Source organism: Kineosporia sp. R_H_3, from assembly GCF_002198675.1.
Classification (GTDB): Bacteria; Actinomycetota; Actinomycetes; order Actinomycetales; family Kineosporiaceae; genus R-H-3.
In genome coordinates this window covers 1-15,419 of the sequence record NZ_MWLL01000096.1, presented here as the reverse complement: position 1 = coordinate 15,419, position 15,419 = coordinate 1, and the positions used below count along the sequence as shown (strand labels likewise).

General features: G+C 75.5%; 14 protein-coding genes and 1 pseudogene. 6 read left to right on the top strand and 9 right to left on the bottom strand.

Translation table 11 applies throughout. The annotated features are described in order from the left end of the window. Positions 1 to 4 precede the first annotated feature (4 nt). The 3 genes from ECOMGDLI_RS08535 to ECOMGDLI_RS08525 all read left to right on the top strand — a co-directional run bounded on the left by ECOMGDLI_RS08535 (position 5) and on the right by ECOMGDLI_RS08525 (position 3,245). Positions 5 to 1,501 (top strand): serine/threonine-protein kinase, encoded by a 1,497-nt coding sequence (locus ECOMGDLI_RS08535; protein ID WP_158220943.1) that lies wholly within the window; start codon positions 5 to 7, stop codon positions 1,499 to 1,501. Between the two features lie 91 nt (positions 1,502 to 1,592). Continuing rightward, positions 1,593 to 1,910, top strand: coding sequence for a DUF4190 domain-containing protein (locus ECOMGDLI_RS08530; protein ID WP_088316051.1), 318 nt, complete (start codon positions 1,593 to 1,595; stop codon positions 1,908 to 1,910). 90 nt (positions 1,911 to 2,000) lie between these two features. After that, entirely contained in the window at positions 2,001 to 3,245 is a 1,245-nt protein-coding gene (locus ECOMGDLI_RS08525) for an OmpA family protein (RefSeq protein ID WP_088316050.1), read from the top strand. Between the two features lie 105 nt (positions 3,246 to 3,350). Here the strand turns inward: ECOMGDLI_RS08525 and ECOMGDLI_RS08520 are convergent, their stop codons facing one another. The 5 genes from ECOMGDLI_RS08520 to ECOMGDLI_RS08500 are packed head-to-tail and all read right to left on the bottom strand — an operon-like array spanning position 3,351 to position 6,912. Further along, positions 3,351 to 3,875 carry a DinB family protein gene (locus ECOMGDLI_RS08520; RefSeq protein WP_088316048.1) on the bottom strand — a complete coding sequence of 175 codons (525 nt, stop codon included), beginning with the start codon at positions 3,873 to 3,875 and terminating at the stop codon, positions 3,351 to 3,353. After that, the gene (locus ECOMGDLI_RS08515; protein ID WP_088316046.1) at positions 3,872 to 5,116 is read right to left on the bottom strand and encodes an aminopeptidase; all 1,245 of its coding nucleotides are present in this window, start codon (positions 5,114 to 5,116) and stop codon (positions 3,872 to 3,874) included. Before ECOMGDLI_RS08515 ends, ECOMGDLI_RS08520 begins: the two co-directional genes overlap by 4 nt. 52 nt (positions 5,117 to 5,168) lie before the next feature. Beyond that, positions 5,169 to 5,432: a DUF3303 domain-containing protein gene (locus ECOMGDLI_RS34510; RefSeq protein WP_158220942.1), complete on the bottom strand. Its 264-nt coding sequence runs from the start codon at positions 5,430 to 5,432 to the stop codon at positions 5,169 to 5,171. Positions 5,433 to 5,464: 32 nt separating this feature from the next. Further along, positions 5,465 to 6,259, bottom strand: coding sequence for a fructosamine kinase family protein (locus tag ECOMGDLI_RS08505; RefSeq protein ID WP_088316043.1), 795 nt, complete (start codon positions 6,257 to 6,259; stop codon positions 5,465 to 5,467). 41 nt (positions 6,260 to 6,300) lie between these two features. Further along, positions 6,301 to 6,912, bottom strand: a complete 612-nt coding sequence (locus ECOMGDLI_RS08500; protein ID WP_088316042.1) for a low molecular weight protein-tyrosine-phosphatase — start codon at positions 6,910 to 6,912, stop codon at positions 6,301 to 6,303. A gap of 178 nt (positions 6,913 to 7,090) precedes the next feature. Here ECOMGDLI_RS08500 and ECOMGDLI_RS08495 point away from each other — a divergent pair, with 178 nt between their 5' ends. From ECOMGDLI_RS08495 to ECOMGDLI_RS08485, 3 genes are all read left to right on the top strand, one after another. Then, positions 7,091 to 7,333, top strand: a complete 243-nt coding sequence (locus ECOMGDLI_RS08495; RefSeq protein ID WP_088316040.1) for a hypothetical protein — start codon at positions 7,091 to 7,093, stop codon at positions 7,331 to 7,333. After that, on the top strand, positions 7,330 to 8,844 hold the full coding sequence (locus tag ECOMGDLI_RS08490; protein ID WP_088316038.1) for a hypothetical protein: 1,515 nt from the start codon (positions 7,330 to 7,332) through the stop codon (positions 8,842 to 8,844). Before ECOMGDLI_RS08495 ends, ECOMGDLI_RS08490 begins: the two co-directional genes overlap by 4 nt. 91 nt (positions 8,845 to 8,935) lie before the next feature. After that, the gene (locus ECOMGDLI_RS08485; RefSeq protein WP_088316036.1) at positions 8,936 to 9,514 is read left to right on the top strand and encodes a Uma2 family endonuclease; all 579 of its coding nucleotides are present in this window, start codon (positions 8,936 to 8,938) and stop codon (positions 9,512 to 9,514) included. A 3-nt stretch (positions 9,515 to 9,517) separates the two neighbouring features. On the opposite strand, the gene ECOMGDLI_RS08480 is transcribed toward ECOMGDLI_RS08485, so the two are convergent. The 4 genes and pseudogenes from ECOMGDLI_RS08480 to ECOMGDLI_RS34505 all read right to left on the bottom strand — a co-directional run. After that, on the bottom strand, positions 9,518 to 10,606 hold the full coding sequence (locus ECOMGDLI_RS08480; RefSeq protein ID WP_143447582.1) for an MBL fold metallo-hydrolase: 1,089 nt from the start codon (positions 10,604 to 10,606) through the stop codon (positions 9,518 to 9,520). Beyond that, complete coding sequence (locus ECOMGDLI_RS08475) at positions 10,596 to 12,173, bottom strand: 3-hydroxyacyl-CoA dehydrogenase (protein WP_198954689.1); 1,578 nt, start codon at positions 12,171 to 12,173, stop codon at positions 10,596 to 10,598. The genes ECOMGDLI_RS08480 and ECOMGDLI_RS08475 overlap by 11 nt, the downstream gene beginning before the upstream one ends. Before the next feature lie 82 nt (positions 12,174 to 12,255). Beyond that, a complete protein-coding gene (locus ECOMGDLI_RS08470) occupies positions 12,256 to 14,769 on the bottom strand; it encodes an FAD-dependent oxidoreductase (RefSeq protein WP_088316032.1) in 2,514 nt (837 codons plus the stop codon). A gap of 47 nt (positions 14,770 to 14,816) precedes the next feature. Next, positions 14,817 to 15,419, bottom strand: a pseudogene (locus tag ECOMGDLI_RS34505) (hypothetical protein); the annotation flags it as partial.

The following is a 15,419-nucleotide window of genomic DNA, read 5'->3' as shown; positions in this document are numbered from 1 at the left end:
GCCCGTGGCCACCCCCACGACCGTCGGTCGCTTCCGCGTGCAGCGGTCGCTCGGGTCGGGCGGGTTCGCGACGGTCTGGCTCGCCGAGGACCCGCAGCTCGACTCCCTCGTCGCGGTGAAGATCCTCGCCGACAACTGGGCCGCCAACGCCGACGTGCACCGCCGGTTCGTCGACGAGGCGCGGCTGCTGCGCCGGGTCGACAGCGACCACCTCGTGCGGGTCTACGACATCGGCGAGCTCGACGACGGCCGGCCGTACTTCGTCATGTCCTACGCGGACGGCGGGACGCTCGCCGACCTCGTCAAGGAGCGCCCGCCGCCGTGGCAGCCGGACGACGTGCTCGCGGTCGTCGACGGGATCGCGGCCGCGCTCACGGTGCTCCACCGCAGCGGGATCGTCCACCGGGACGTCAAGCCGGCCAACGTGCTCTTCCGGACGGCGGCCCACGCCGACCGGGCGACCGGCCCGTTCGCCGGCAAGCGGGTCATGCTCGGTGACCTCGGCATCGCCAAGGACCTCCAGTGGGCCTCCGGGCTCACCCTGCCCGCCGGGTCGCCCGCCTTCATGGCCCCAGAGCAGCGCGACATGGCCGGCCGGATCACCCCGGCGACCGACGTCCACGCGTTCGGGATGACGGTCGGCCGGTTGCTCGGGATCGCCGCCCCGTGGCCGGGCACGGCGCTCGGGGACGTCCTGCGCCGGGCCACCGCCGAGCGCGCCGAGGACCGGACGGCGACCGCCGCCGAGCTCGCGGCCGAGCTGCGCGGAGGGCTCGCGCCCTGGCGGCGCAGCGCCGGGCCGATGCCGACTAGCGAGGTCGCCGCGGCGCTCACGGTGCCGATCCCGATCGGGACCGGGCTGCGGGCGCCCGAGCCGCCGCCTCCCGTGCTGCCGGCGGCGTCCTTCCCGCCCCTCGACCTGTCGCCGCCCTCGACCCCGCCCTCGACCCCGCCGTCGACCGCGCCGTCGGGAGCCGTACCGTCGCCCGCGCCGCCCCGGGGCCGTCGGCGTCCGCTCCTCGCCGCCGCCGTCCTCGCCGTCCTGGTCCTGGGGGCGGTTCTCGCGAGCCGGTACCTCTTCACGACGCACCGGCTCGCCCCGACCGACGGCGGCGCCTCGGTGGCGATCCCGCGGTCGTGGGACACCGGGAAGGTGGCCGGGGTGAGCTTCCCCGGCGCGGACGACGCCGACACCGGGGCGCGTGCCGGCGCCGGGGCCCGGGCGGTCACCGTCGCCTACTCCGACACGTACACCGACCCCGCGCAGGTGCTCCGGAGCATCGAGGTCCCCGGCTGCGCGACGACGACGGCCAGCAAGGGCACCGTCGGCAAGTGGCCCGCGACGCTGTGGCGCCGCACCGGCTGCGCCGACGCGGCAGTCGTCCAGGACGTCGTCCTCGCGAACCAGGGCACCGACGAGTTCACGGTGTGGGTGCAGGTGCGCTCGGTGGACGGCGACCCCGACCTCGAGGAGATCCTCGGTTCGTTGCGCGTCGACTGAGGCCGGAAGAAATCCCGGAACCGCGTGAACTTCTCCGCGGGCGGTCCGCTCTCACTGAGCACGAACGGCCACCGCCCCCTTGGAGACCACGATGAACCAGTACGCCGGAGCCCAGTACCCGGGCCCCCACCAGCCGCCCGTCTTCGTCGCCCAGCCCACGACGTACGGCGTCGGCCCCGCCACGCACCCGTCGCGGAGCACCGCCACCGCGGCCCTGTGGTGCTCGGTCCTCGGCTTCTTCTGCTTCCCGATCGTCGGGAGCATCCTCGGCATCGTGCTCGGCCGGATCGCCCGCCGGAACGGCTACCCGGGAGCCCGCGCCACCGCCGGGTACGTCCTCGGCTGGATCGGCCTCGTCCTCGGCGTCGCCGGTATCGCCTACCAGGGCCTCGCCGCCGTCCTCGGCTGAACCGCCGGCCCCACCTGACTGCTTCCTGCCTGCTCCGCCCTGCCTGCTCCGCCCTGCCTGCTCCGCCCCTGCCTCCCGAAGGACCACGTCATGACCTCGCGCACCCTGCCCCGCTCCCGCGTCACCCGTGCCGCCGCGCTGGCGGCCACCGCCGGTCTCGCCCTCGCGCTCACCGCGTGCGGGTCGAGCGAGACGTTCACCCCGGCGGGCGGTGCGTCGTCCGCGCCCGCTGCGGGTGCGACCGTGGGCACCGACGAGACCGGCGGCGTGACGATCGACGGCGGGACGACGGCGACCGACGGCGCCGGAGGGGACGCCGTCACGTTGCCCGAGTTCCCGACGCCGCGGGTGCCGGACCTCACGTCGATGACCGGCAAGGCCGCCACGGTGCAGAAGGCGATCGTCAAGGACGTCGACCTCCCGCCGGGGGTCGAGGTGACGGGGGCCCGCTGCGCCGCGGACGGCTCGATCGTCAACCGCTCGGGCGTCACGGTGGGCGGCGGGGACGACGGCAGCCAGGTCGTCAGCCGGGCCGGCGTGAGCCAGGTCAGCGAGGACGGCAGCGGCCAGGTGTCGTCCGGTGACGCCGTCTACCAGGTCGACGCCGACGGCTCCGGTCAGGTCACCACCAAGGCCGGGGTGCTCCAGGTCGACACCGACGGCAGCGGCCAGTTCACCTTCGGCGGCACCGTCTACCAGGTCGACGCCGACGGGTCGGGCCAGTACTCGAACGAGACCGAGGTCTACCAGGTGGACACCGACGGCTCGGGCACCTGGACGACCGACGCGTACGGCGTCATCTCCAACGAGGGCAACGGCAGCGGCCAGTGGACCGGCCCCGAGGGCGTCGTCATCGTCAACGGCGACGGCACCGGCACGCTCAACGGCCTGCCGATCAGCGTCGCCCCCATGCCGAAGTTCGCGCTGCTCGGCAAGCTGCCCAAGCTCGACAAGCTCAAGCCGCTCGGCAAGCCCTGCGGCACGCTCATCCGGATCTCGGCCGGGGTGCTCTTCGACTTCGACAAGGACGCCGTGCGGCCGGAGGCGAAGCAGGTGCTCACCGCCGTCGCCAAGGCGCTCGGAAAGCAGACCGTCGAGATCCAGGTCAACGGGCACACCGACGCCAAGGGCAGCGACACGTACAACCAGGACCTGTCCGAGCGGCGCGCGAACGCCGTCGTGACGTTCCTCGAGGGCGCCGGCCTGAAGGCCCCGCTCGACGCGCAGGGCTTCGGCGAGACCCAGCCCGTCGCGCCGAACACCCTGAAGGGCAAGGACAACCCGGTCGGCCGCCAGCTGAACCGGCGCGTCGAGATCGTCATCCCGAACTCCTGACCGGCCGTCCGGCCGGCGGGCGCAGGTCTCCCGCGGGGGCGGAGAGAGGAACGGCCCGGGTCGCCGCGTGCGGCCCGGGCCGTTCTCGTGCAACGGGTCCGGTCGTCAGTCGCCCGTCGCACCGTCGATGCACTCGCGGAGCAGGTCGGCGTGGCCGTTGTGCCGCGCGTACTCCTCGATCATGTGCAGGTAGATCCAGCGCAGGTTCACGGGCCCGAGCCGGCGGTGCTGCCCCGTGTCGGAGAGCGCATGCCGGGCCGCGACCTCGCGCGCGGCGGCGACCTCCGCCCGGAACGCCGCGACGTCGGCCGCCGCGCTCGCGGGGTCGCCGCCGTGCAGGTCGGCGTCGGGGTCGGCCGCGGTGCTGAAACGCGGGCCGACGTCCTGCGCGTCGAGGCCCCGACGGAACCAGCTGCGCTCGACCTCCGCCATGTGGCGCACCAGCCCGAGCAGCGACAGCGTCGACGGCGGCACCGCGCGCCGGGCGAGCTGTTCGCCGTCCAGCCCGGCGCACTTGGTGAGCAGGGTGGCCCGATGGTAGTCGAGCCACGCGTCGAACGAGCGCCGCTCGTCCTGCTCGTCGCTGGGAGGGTCGTCGCGCGGGGGCGCGGGGAACGGGACGTCGGTCATGCCTGGGCCAGCACGAACTCGTCCCCGCGCAGGATCGGCACGACCGTGCCGTCGGCCTGGATGCCGTCCACCTCGACCTGCGGGCTGCCGACGACGACGTCGACGTGGGTCGCGGACTGGTTGAGCCCCTCCTTGACCCGGCTGTCGGCGTCCATCGGGCCGGAGCCGTCGAACGTCGTCGTGTAGCCGTTGCCCCAGGCCACGTGGCAGCCGACGTTCTCGTCGAAGAGCATGTCGCCGTACGTGAGCCCGGTGCGGCGGACGGCCGAGTCACCGTCGACGATCGCGACCTCGCCGAGGTGTCGGGCCCGCGGCACGGTGGAGAGCTGGGTCTGGACGGCGGCCTCGCCGCGCTGGGCCTTCACACCCTTGATCTCGCCGTCCGACAGCTCGAGCTCGAGGCCCTCGACCTGGGTGTTGAGCTCCATGAGCACGAACGCGGCCGTCGTCCGGAGCCGGCCCTCGGCCCGTCGCCAGTCCGGCGCGGTGAAGACCTCCTCGGTCGGCATGTTCGGCACGAACGACGTGCCCGCCGCGTTCGTCACGGCGCCGCCCTGCCACACCGACCGGGCCGACAGGCCGACGTCGAGGTCGGTGCCCGGGCCGCGGAACCGGATCCGGTCGAAGCCGCGGGAGTTGAGCATGTCGCGGCGCAGCGCGAGCTTGTCGAGGTGGTCCTGCCAGGCCCGCACCGGGTCGTCGGAGTCCAGCCGCATGGCGACGGCGAGCGCGCGCCACAGCCGCTCGACGTCCGGCTCGCCGAGCACGGTGCGGGCCCAGCCCTCGTTCGGGGCGCCGACGACCGTCCAGGCGACCTGGTTCGTCGCGACGACCTGCATGACCTCCGCGAAGAGCGCGCGCGGCACGGCCTTCATGAGGCGCTCGGTGCTCAGCCCCTCCATGAGCAGCGGGTTGGGGTTGCCGGTGAGGCTGATGACCGCCGCGTCGTCGGTGGCCCACGCCCGGATCTCGGCGATCTCGTGGTCGAGCACGGTCCCCAGCGAGTCCTCGGGGGCGAGCTCGACGGCGGCCCGCTGCGCGTGCTGGTCGCGGTAGTCCACGGTGACGTGCGAGGCACCGGCCTTGTACGCCTCGCGGACGACGGCCTGCGCGACCGGGGCCTGCTCGAGGTAGGCGCGGACGACGACCCGCTGGCCCGGTCGCAGGTTGACCCCGACGCGGACGGCGAGGGCGGCGTACGCGGCGACGAGCGTGTCGAGCGGTTCGGTGACGACGGCCATGACGGTCCCCTCCCGGGCCCGGCCCCCGTGGCCGCTCGCCCGGGGAGCGACGCTAGCCCAGAGCCCGGCGGGCCGCCTCGTCCGTCGGCACCACGGCGGTGATCTCGAAGTCGACGAGGTCGCTCCAGGCGCGGGTCCAGGCGTCGAGCGACTCCCGGTCCGGGGCCTCCATGACCTGCCAGCACCGGTCGAGGGACTCGTCGACCCAGCTGTCGACGAACGTCACGCCGTCCGGGACCGCCCGGCCGCCGGCCCGCAGCCGCTCGTACACCGGGGCCGCGCCGTGGAGGTAGTGCTCGACGACCATGAAGCGCATCCGCCTACGGTCCCGCACGGACGGGAAGGCTGTTAGCCGAACCGCCGTGCGACCGCCTCCGACTGCGCGCCGAAGCTGCTGCCGAAGAGCACGGCGTGCACGAGGAGCGGGTGCAGCTGGTGCAGCGGCACGCGCTCGCGCCATCCCGCCGCGAGCGGTGCGGCCTCGTCGTAGCCGGCGAGGACGGCGTCCAGGTGCGGCAGGCCGAAGAGCGCGAGCATCGCGAGGTCCGCCTCGCGGTGGCCGCCGTGCGCCGCCGGGTCGACGAGGACGACGCCGGACGGCGTCCACAGGACGTTGCCGCTCCACAGGTCGCCGTGCAGCCGGGCCGGGGGCTCCGGCGGGCCGCAGAGGTCGGGGTCTTCCGCCGCGAGCCGGCTGCAGACCCGGTCGACGGCCCGGGCGCCGTCCTGGGTGAGCGCGCCGGAGTCCCGGGCCGCTCGGGCGTAGGGCAGCAGCCGGTGCGTGGCGTAGAAGCCGCCCCACGACGGCCCGGCGTCCTGGTCGTGCGCGTGCGGCAGCGCGAGCGGACCGATCCAGCCGTCACCGGCCAGGCCCGGGGGCGGGGCGCCGAAGCCGGTGGCCCCGGCGGCGTGCGTCGCCGCGAGCCGGCGTCCGAACGTGCGGGCCGCCGCCGCGTCGGGCCGACCGTGCTCGAGCAGCGGCAGGACGATCCGGTCCGGGTGCACCTCGAGCGGCCGGACGACCGGGACCCCGCCGTGCTCGCGGGCGGCCTCGTCGAGCCACGCGAGCCCGGCGGCCTCGGCCGCGAAGAAGCCGCGCGGGGCGTCGGCCCGGCGCTTGGTGAAGACCGGTGCGTCCGGCACGCTGCCTCCCCGGGGCGTGGCCGTCGGTGCCGTCGGTCGGTTCAGTCGTCGTGGTCCGCGGGGATCCCGGCGACGGCGGGTGCCGTCCCGTCGGTGAGGTCGACCCGGTCCGCGGGGAGCCGCGTCGTGCTGCGGGCCGCGGCACCGGCGAAGAGGTCCTCGGTGACGCGCACGAGCAGGCCGGCGCACGCCGCCTCGATCTGGTCGAGGACGGTCTCGAACGCGGGCAGGCCGTCGTAGTACGGGTCCGCGACGTCGAGGTCGTGGCCGCCGTCCGGCCCGACCGCGGGGTCGAAGACGCGCAGCAGGTGGATCCGCGCGCGGGCCGCCTCGTCGGGCGCCCAGGAGCGCAGCGTCCGCTGGTGGCCGCGGTCGAGCCCGATGACGAGGTCCCGCTCGCGGAACCAGTGCGGGTCGAACTGCTTGGCCCGGTGCGTGGCGCCGTCGTACCCGCGGGCGCCGAGGGTCTGGACGGCGCGGCGGTCGGCGCGCTCGCCGATGTGCCAGTCGCCGGTGCCCGCGGAGTCGACGAGGACGACGTCGGCGAGGCCCGCCTCCTCGACGAGACGGGCCATGACGACCTCGGCCATGGGCGACCGGCAGATGTTGCCGGAGCACACGAAGCAGATCCGATACGGAGAGTCGTCTCTCATATACACATCGTGACGCATCGGAGACCGATCTGGCCGATCATCCGGCCTCGACCCGTCCACCGTTTCGCGGTTCGTCCCGTCGTCCACAGCCACTCCTCGACCCACCCCGTCCGTCGCGCAGCTCGTCTAGCGTCCCGCACGGTCGGCATCTGCGCAGGTGCCCGGGGAGGAGAGCGTCATGGACGGGGGTCACGTACGTGCTCTCGCGCGGGTCGTCGGTGAGGCCGCGGACGGCGTCCGGGCGGCGGCGGAGCGGCTCGGAGCGGCCCGCGGCGTCGCGTGGACCTCGGTGGCGGCCGACGAGTTCCGCGCCCGGCTCGTGACCGAGCGTGCCCGCGTGCTCGAGGCCGCCGGGCACCTCGACGCCGCGACCGTGGCCCTGCTGCGGCACGCCGCAGCGCTCGACGGGGCGGGCCGGTGAGCACGCCGGCCGGTGCCCGGGGCGACACCGCCGGGAGTCTCGTCGTGCGCGGCGGCGCCGGCGGCGTCGCGGCGCGCACCGAGGACATGGAGGCGACGGCCCGCCTGCTCCTCGCCTGCGCCGCCGACCTCGCGGGTGCCGCCCTGACGGTCGGCCGGGTGCTCGGCGACGCGGGCCTGCTGGTGTCGGCACCGTGGTCGCCGCTGACGTTCGCGCACGCCGAGCACGTGCTCGGCGGCTGCGTCGCGGGCGGCGCGGGTCCGACGGCGGCCGCGACACGGGTCGGGGCCCTCGCCGCCGCCCTCCTCACGACCGCGGCCGGCTACGCGGCGGCCGAGGAGGGGGCCCGCCGGGCCGCGCACGCGGTCGACCTGGCCGCCGGGGCCGTCGCCGGGCGGCTCGGGGTGGTGCTCGCCGCCGCGACGGCGCCGCAGGCCGTCGAAGCGGTGGCGCTGGCCCTGCTCCTCGACCGGGCGGGTCTGCTCCCCGACGGTGCCGCCGACGGTGCCGGGGTGACGGCGGCCGGCGGGCCTGGCCTGCCCGACCGCGTCGGTGGCCTGCTGGCCCGCGGCGGCGGCGCGACCGAGCACCTCGTCGCCGCGGTCCCCGGGGTGCTCGAAGGGCTGCTCACCCCGGTGCCCGCCGTCGGGCCGGTGTGGGCCGCCGCGGCCGGCACCGAGTGGCCGCCGCGCTCGACCCCTCAGGTGTCGGCGCTGCTCCTCGCGCTCGCCGGCGCCGGCGGTCTGCTCGGGGACTCCGCCCGCGTCCGCGCCCGCAGCGGCCGGCCGGCCCCGGCGGCCGCACCGGCCGGCGTCGTCGACCTCGCGGGGCTCGTCCGGTCCGCCTACCCCGACGGCGGCGGTGCCCCCGGCTCGGTCACCGTGACCCGGCTCGACGCCCCGGGCGGGGCCCGGTCGTGGGTCGTCGCCGTGCCGGGCACGCAGGTGTGGGCGCCGCGCTCCGGCGAGAACCCGCTCGACGTCACGAGCGACGCCCGCAGCCTCGCCGGTCGCAGCTCGGCGGCCGAGGCGGCCGTCCTCGCGGCGATGCGGTCCGCCGGGGTCCGGTCCGGCGAGCCGGTCTGCCTCGTCGGGCACAGTCTCGGCGGCATGGTCGCCGCCGGGCTCGCGGCCGACCCGGACGTCCGCCGCCGCTACGCCGTCCGCGAGGTCGTGACGATGGGGTCGCCCGTCGCGGCCTACCGGGTGCCGCCCGAGGTCGGCGTCCTCGCCCTGGAGCACGGCGACGACCTCGTCCCGCGGCTCGACGGCACGCCGAACCCGGACCGGTCGACCTGGGTCACCGTGCGCCGCGACGTCACCGCTCCCGGCGCACTCCCGGACGTCGTCGCGACCCACGACGTCGACGAGTACGTCCGGACGGCGGCCCTCGTCGACGCCTCGCACGACCCGTCGATCGCCGCGGCCCGGGCCCGGCTCGCACCGTTCCTCGGGGCGCCCGGGGTCACCGCGACCGCCGTCGACGTCACCTCGACCCGGGTGCCGGGGTGAGCGCCGGTGCGCCGCCCGGGCCCGGCCCGCCGGTCGCCGCGCGGGTTAGCCTGCTCCTGCGTCGTCCGCACGGCATCGACGGGAGGTCGTCATGGTGGGTGCGCCCGAGGAGCCGGTCTTCACGCTCGACGACCTGCTGGCCCTGCCCGACGACGGCCGCCGGCACGAGCTCCTCTGGGGCACCCTCGTGATGACCCCGGCGCCCTCGGCACTGCACGCCGACCTCGTCGACGGCCTGTCGGCGGTGCTGCGCGACGGCTGCCCGTCGCACCTGCGGGTCCGCGCGAACAGCGGGATCGTCGTCCCCGGCCGACCGGTGACGAACGCGCCCGCGCCGGATCTCTACGTATCGGGTCGCGACGCTGCGGCAGACCCATACGTCGAGGCGGGCGACGTCCGGCTCGTCGTCGAGGTCTCCCTCTCGACCGAGCGCCGCGATCTCACGCTCAAGGCCGAGGCCTACGCGGCCGGCGGGATCGAGTGGTTCTGGGTCGTCCGCGCCGACCGCAGCATCGAGGTCCTTCACCTCGGCGCCGAAGGCTACGAGCAGGTGCTCGTCGCCCGACCGGGCGTGCTGACGTCCCTGCCCGGGCCGTACCCGGTCGCCCTGGATCCCCACGTCCTCGCGGCCGACACCGTCACCGGCACGGCGCCGCCGGGCGTGCCCTGACCCTCAGCCCCGCGTCGCGAGCGCCCGCTGCAGCCCGACGAAGCCGGCCTGGCGGCCGATCGAGAGCCGGACGGCGGCCTTCGCGAGGACGAGGTCGTCGGCGCCGGCCGGCAGCGTCAGCGCCACCTCCGCGACCTCGGCGATCTGGGCCCGCTGCTCGGCCACGAACGTCGCGTCGACGACGTCCCCGTGCCCGGGGACGACGTTGCGGCGCAGCCGGGGGAGCACCAACTCCAGGGACGCCGCCCACTCCAGCGGGAACGAGTCCTCGAACGCGGGCGGCGAGCCCTCCTCGACGATGTCGCCGACGACGGTGACGTCCGCGTCCGGGACGTCGACGACCGCGTCGTGCCCGGTGTGCGCGCGGCCGGGGTGGTGCAGGACGACGTGCCGGCCGCCGAGGTCGAGGGTCGTGTCCTGGGTGAACGTCCGGTTCGGCGGCACGATCGTCACCGCCTCGACGGCGGCAGCGGTGTCGTCCCGCTCGGACTCGCGCATCCACTGCACGGTGAGCCGGCGCTGCAGCTCGCCGAGCTCCTCGAGGTCGCGGCGGCACTCCTCGTGGCCCCAGATCTCCACGTCCGGCTGGGCCCGCAGGAAGGCCGCGTTGCCGAACGCGTGGTCGAAGTGCGCGTGGGTGTTGACGACGACGAACGGCAGCGGGGTGACGGTGCGGATCGAGGCGATGAGCTCCTCGGCGTAGCCGTCGTGGGCGTGGGTGTCGACGACGAGGCAGCGGTCGTCGCCGAGCACGAGGGTGACGTTGAGGTCCATCACCTTGTGGCGCTTCACGAGCACCCCGGCGCCGATCTCGCGCCAGAGGTCCTGCCACTGCGGCGGCTCGGGCATCGCGAACGGCGGGTCGAAGGTGAGGTCGTCAGGGATCTGCACGGAGAGGGCTCCTGGGTGGGGCTGTTCTGGGCTGTCTGCGCCGGGGACCGGCCCGCTGCTGGGGCCGCCCTGGTCGGGGGTGCGGTCGTCGTCGGGTCTGCGGCCGTTCTCCTGGTCGTGACCACCCTGGTGCGGCACGCGCGGGCGCTCCGGCCGGCCCTCGGGGCCCGCCTCGGCGTCGTCGTGGCCGTCAGAGGTCACGCAGGTTCTCCTCCGCGATGATCGCCTCGTCGAGCCGGGGGCTGACCCGGTAGCGCCCGGTCGGGGTCTCCTCGTCGAGCTCGCCGAGGACGGCCGCGACCCGGACGGCGCCGAGCCGGTCGCCCCACTCCAGCGGGCCCGACGGGTAGCCGGTGCCGAGCAGCATCGCGACGTCGACGTCGGTCGCGCTGGCCTCGCCGCGGGCCACGAGGTCGACGGCCTCGTTGACGAGCATCGAGACGGTCCGGGCGACGATGCCGCCCGCGACGTCGCCGATGACGCTCACCTCGACGCCGGCCGCCTGGCACAGCCCGATCGCGGCGTCGAGCACCTCGACCTCGACGTCGCGCGGCGGCATGAGGGCGACCCGGGTGCACGTCGCCGGGTCGTGGGCCCAGTCGAGCAGGACGACGCCGCCGGGCGCCTCGAGCGACCACGAGCGTGCGGTGCTGCCGTCGGTGACCCGCAGGATGCCCTCGCCGGGCAGCCGCAGCCCGGGCAGCTCGTCGAGCACCTCCTCGTCGCTCAGCGAGACGTGCACGACCTCGACCCCGCCCGCGGCGATCCGGTCGAGGAACGGCGCCATCGGCCCGAAGTCGTAGTCGCGGACCTCGACCCGGCGCGGCGCCCGCCGCGGCGGCGCGGTCTGCGGCAGCGCGTCGACCGGGTTCGTCCCGTCGTACGTGAAGAACCCGCGGCCGGTCTTGCGGCCGAGCCGGCCGCCGTCCACGAGCCGGGTCTGCAGGATCGTCGGGGCGTACCGGGGGTCGTGGTAGGTCTGCTCCCACACCGACCGGGTCACCGCGAGGTTGACGTCCTGGCCGATGAGGTCGGTGAGCGCGAACGGCCCCAGCGGGAACCCGCCGGCCTCGGTGAGGACGGCGTCCACGGTCGCGGCGTCGGTCGCGCGCAGCTCGACGACCCGCTGCGCCTCCCCGTAGAACGGCCGCGCGACCCGGTTGACGACGAACCCGGGCGTCGAGGTGCACACGACGGGCGTCTTGCCCCAGGCCCGCGCGACCTCGGCCGCGGCCTCGACCCACTCGGGGGCCGTCGCGTCCCCGCGGACGACCTCGACGAGGCCCATCCGGGGCGCCGGGTTGAAGAAGTGCAGGCCGCCGAACCGTTCCGGACGGCGCAGCGCGGCACCGATCGCGGTCACCGACACCGACGACGTGTTCGTCGCGAGGAGCACGTCCCGGTCGCTGCCGTCGTCCGTGAGCGCCTTGTCGACGACGTCCTCGACGGCCCGCAGCAGGTCGCGCTTGGCCTCGAGGTTCTCGACGATGACCTCGACGACGAGCCGGCAGCCCGCGAGGTCGTCGACCGTGGCGACCGGCGCGAGGCGCGCGAGGATGTCGTCCGCCTGCTCGCGGGAGAGCCGGCCGCGGCCGACGTCCTTCGCGAGGCGCCCCGCGATCGAGCGCACGGCGTTCTCCGCCGCACCGTCGCGGGTGTCGAGCAGCCGCACCGGGTGACCGGCGCGGGCGGCGACCTCGGCGATCCCCTCGCCCATCGTGCCCGCGCCGACGACACCGACGACGTCGCTCGGGGTCAGGGGCTCCACACCGGCCAGCCTGCCACAGCCGGGGTGCGTCGGACCGGGCGGTTCGTGGACCGCTGGGACCGCCGGCGACCGGCGTCCGCGCTCAGGCCTTGATCCGGGCGTTGGCCGGGTCGTAGAGCGGGCGCAGCGACACCGTCGCCGGCACCCGCTGCTCGGCGACCTCGACCTCCCAGGTGCCGGCGTCGACCCACGCCTGGGTGAGCCCCTCGCCGTCGGCGAGCAGGTCCGTCGTCGGCTCGAGCATCGCCAGGCCGACCGCACCGCCGAGGGTCCAGCCGTACGAGCCGGCCCGGACGTACCCCACCGGGACGCCGTCCCGCCGCACCACCTCGGCGTGCACGAGCAGCGCGTCGGGGTCCCGCAGCAGGACCTGCGCGAGCCGCCGTCGCGGCGGGACGCCGTCCCGGGCCTGCTTCTGCGCGAGCGCCGCGTCCCGGCCGACGAAGCCGCCGGGCTTGTCGAGCGCGACCGCGAAGCCGAGCCCGGCCTCCCAGACGTCGTCGGTGTTGTCGATGTCGTGGCCGTAGTCCCGGTACGCCTTCTCCAGCCGCAGCGACGACAGCGCCTTGAGCCCCACGTGCGCGAGCCCGAACGCCGCACCGGCCTCGACGACGCGGTCGTAGACGTGGACCGCCTGCTCGGCCGGCACGTACAGCTCGTACCCCAGCTCGCCGAGGTAGGTGATCCGTACGAGCAGCACCCGGGCCAGCCCGAGGTCGACCCAGCGCGCGCTCCGGAAGCCGAAGGCCTCGTTCGACAGGTCGGCACCCGTCAGCGTCTGCAGCAGGTCGCGCGAGCGCGGACCCTGCACGTTGAGCTGCGCGAGCCCCGACGTCACGTCGGTGACGAACGCGTGCGCGCCGGCGAACGGGCCCGTCCCGAGCCGGCGCCGCAGGTGGGTCTCGACGTGCCTGTGCGCGGTGTCGGACGCCACGACGAGGAAGTCGTCGTCCGCCAGCTTGGTCACGGTGAGGTCGGCCTCGAGCGTGCCGCCCTCGTTGAGCCACTGCGTGTACGTGATGACGCCCGGCTCCCCGTCGACGGCGTTCGCCGACACGTGGTCGAGGAACCGCCCGGCGTCCCGGCCCTGCACCCGGAACTTCGCCATGAACGACATGTCCATGAGTCCGACGCCCTCGCGGACGGCGCGGTGCTCGGCCTCCCAGCACGCCCACCACGGCGACCGGCCCCAGGTCAGCTCGTGCGCGACCGGCTCGACGCCGTGCGCGTTGCCCGCCGGGGCGTACCAGCCGGGGCTCTCCCAGCCGCTCACGTCCCGGAAGTACGCGCCGGCCGCGGCGAGCCGGTCGTGCCACGGGGACCGCTTCGCACCGCGAGCGGTCGTCGGCGACCGGTCCGGGTAGTGGCACGCGTAGACGAGCCCGAGGGACTCGGCGGTCCGGGCCCGGCGGTACTCCGGGTTGGTCTGGTAGGCGTGCAGCCGGTCGACGCCCATCGCCGTGACGTCGACGTCCGGCCGGCCGTTCATGACCCAGTGCGCGACGACCCGGCCGATCCCGCCGCCGGTGAGGATGCCGATCGAGTTGAGGCCGGCCGCGACGAAGTAGCCACGCACCTCGGGCGCCTCGCCGACCACCGGCGACAGGTCCGGCGTGAACGACTCGGGGCCGCAGAAGAACGTCCGCACGCCGACGTCGAACGACGCCGGCACCCGGGCCATCGCCTTCTCGAGGAACGGGCCCATCCGGTCCCAGTCCGGCGGGATCGTCGTGAACGACGCGTCGGCGGGGATGCCCTCGACCTTCCAGGGCGCGGCGACGCCCTCGAAGAGCCCGACCATGAGGCCGCCGGTCTCCTCCCGGAAGTACCCGTAGGCGCCCGGGTCCTCGAGGACGGGGGCGTCGGGCGACAGGCCCGGCATGTCGTCGGTGATGAGGTAGTAGTGCTCCGCGGCCTGCAGCGGCACCGCGACCCCGTTCTGCGCCCCGAGCTGGCGGGCCCACATCCCGGCGCAGTTGACGACGACCTCGCACTCGACGTCCCCGTAGGGCGTCCGGACGCCGGTCACCGCGCCGTCCTCGGTGAGCACCTGCGTCACCGGGCAGCCCTCGACGATCGTCGCGCCCTGCATCCGGGCACCCTTCGCGAGCGCCATCGTCACGTCGACCGGGTTCGCCCGGCCGTCCTCGGCGACGTAGAACCCGGCGAGGACGTCGTCCGTGCGCGCGATCGGGAACATGTCCGCGACCTCGGCCGGGGTGATCTCGTGGACGTCGACCCCGAGGTAGCGGTTGAACGCCGACACCCGCCGGTACTCCTCGAGCCGGCCCGGCTCGGTCGCGACCTCGATGAAGCCGACCGGCTTGAACCCCGTCGACTGCCCGGTCTCGGCCTCGAGCCGGGAGTAGAGGTCGCGGGTGTACTGCCGCATCCGGGTCGAGGTCTCGGACAGCGACCCGAAGGTCACCATGAGCCCGGCGGCGTGCCACGTCGTCCCCGACGTGAGCCGGTCGCGCTCGAGCAGCACGACGTCGCGCCAACCGGCGTGCGCGAGGTGGTAGGCGACGGAGGAGCCGATGACGCCGCCGCCGATGACGACGACGCGGGCGCGCGCGGGCAGGGTCGGGGTGCTCACGAGGGCGAGGGTATCCCCGCCCCGGCGCCCGCGTCCTGACTCGTGAGTCAGGAGGCGGCGACCCAGACGTAGACGACGCTCCGGTCGGCGACCCAGCCCGACGGTCGGATCTCGACGACCGTCCCGTACGGCTTGCCCGTGCCGTGGACCCAGTTGTCGACCGGGGTGACGCCGCGGTCCAGCAGGTCGTTGCGGACGTCGAGGAGCGGGCGCCCGGCGTAGTCCTTGCTGTCGATGAAGACCTCGCCGGGCCTGGTCGTCGCCGGCGTCGTCGTCGGTCGCGGCGGCTTCGTCGCGACGACCGTCCTCGTCACCGTCCGCACCGTCGTCGGGGCCGCGGTCACCCGGGCGGCGCGGGTCGTCGTCCGGGTCCGCGTGCGGGTGGCCGACGTCGTCGTCGCCGCGGGGGAGGCCGGCCCGCTCGCCGTCGGCGTGTACGTCGTGACCCGGCTCGTCGGGGTGCCCCCGGACACCGGGCCGGACGGCGTCGGGCTGCTCGGCGTGATCGTCACCGACTCGTCGCCGAAGGGCCGGTTGAGCAGGAACGGCAGGCCGAGACCGAGGACGACGACGAGTGCGCCGGCCGCGCCGAGCACCGTCGCCGGGCGGACCCCGCGCGAGCGCGTCCGGCGGGCGAGGTCGCGCGGGGT

Coding starts and splice junctions, on each gene's coding strand:
- ECOMGDLI_RS08525 (WP_088316050.1), top strand. CDS start 2,001: ATGACCTCGCGCACCCTGCCCCGCTCCCGCGTCACCCGTGCCGCCGCG.
- ECOMGDLI_RS34510 (WP_158220942.1), bottom strand. CDS start 5,432: ATGCGCTTCATGGTCGTCGAGCACTACCTCCACGGCGCGGCCCCGGTG.
- ECOMGDLI_RS08520 (WP_088316048.1), bottom strand. CDS start 3,875: ATGACCGACGTCCCGTTCCCCGCGCCCCCGCGCGACGACCCTCCCAGC.
- ECOMGDLI_RS08530 (WP_088316051.1), top strand. CDS start 1,593: ATGAACCAGTACGCCGGAGCCCAGTACCCGGGCCCCCACCAGCCGCCC.
- ECOMGDLI_RS08495 (WP_088316040.1), top strand. CDS start 7,091: ATGGACGGGGGTCACGTACGTGCTCTCGCGCGGGTCGTCGGTGAGGCC.
- ECOMGDLI_RS08500 (WP_088316042.1), bottom strand. CDS start 6,912: ATGAGAGACGACTCTCCGTATCGGATCTGCTTCGTGTGCTCCGGCAAC.
- ECOMGDLI_RS08485 (WP_088316036.1), top strand. CDS start 8,936: ATGGTGGGTGCGCCCGAGGAGCCGGTCTTCACGCTCGACGACCTGCTG.
- ECOMGDLI_RS08515 (WP_088316046.1), bottom strand. CDS start 5,116: ATGGCCGTCGTCACCGAACCGCTCGACACGCTCGTCGCCGCGTACGCC.